General features: G+C 24.7%; 1 protein-coding gene. It reads right to left on the bottom strand.

Translation table 11 applies throughout. The annotated features are described in order from the left end of the window. Nucleotides 1–777: 6-hydroxymethylpterin diphosphokinase MptE-like protein (locus AJ930_RS00710; RefSeq protein WP_148122801.1), on the bottom strand; the 777-nt coding region annotated here is incomplete at both ends.

Here is a 777-nt window from a genome sequence, read left to right as displayed (position 1 = left end):
TTTATTAGCATACTTTTTTAATAAAGGTAATTGTTTGGTTAAACTTGGTCCTGTAGAAACAATAATAGCTGTATCACTTAAATTCTTTCTTTTAGAAAGTAATTCTGTATAACTAGGATGAGTGATCATTTGAGGAAGATTATAAACAAATTGTTCTATGCCTTGAAGGGCATCAAGTGAATCATTACCATGAGAAATAATAGAATCTTTAAAATGCTGCACTAGCTTTTTATTTAACTCCAAAACATCCTCATGAAATTTTTCATAATAATTACTCATCAGTTCTAAAAAATAAATTCTAGAAAATTGAAAGAAAGGTTTGTTAGAACAAAAATTAGAAAAAAATTCTATATCTAAAGAACTAGTTTCTAAAATCATCAATCTTGAATTTTGTAATTCATTTGAAAAATCTAAGATATGAAACATCATCCAAATGATCTCTATATCTTTTTCAAAAACAACAATATGTTGATGATTTTTATTTTGTAATAAAGCTTTAAATAAAATTCCATTTCCAAAACCATAAAAATACAATACAGGATAAAGTAGGTATTTGTCATTGTAAGTATTTAGCATAGAGTTTAATTCATTTATAACATTTTCATAAAGAAAAGTATTATCATTCGTATCTTTTAGATTGATATCAAGATTATCTTTACCTAAGATAAGTTCAAATTTGCTAGACTTGATTTCTTTTAAACTTTCTTTTAAAAGAATATTACCTAAAGCTTCAATATTTTTGTTAAAGAGCTCTTTTTGGGTAGGAGTGAAGGTCAT

Origin of the sequence: Campylobacter sp. BCW_6871 (assembly GCF_001762325.1) — a bacterium.
Taxonomy (GTDB): Bacteria; Campylobacterota; Campylobacteria; order Campylobacterales; family Campylobacteraceae; genus Campylobacter_D; species Campylobacter_D jejuni.
Note: the sequence above shows the minus strand (reverse complement) of the source record. Positions and strands in the feature narration are given on the sequence as shown.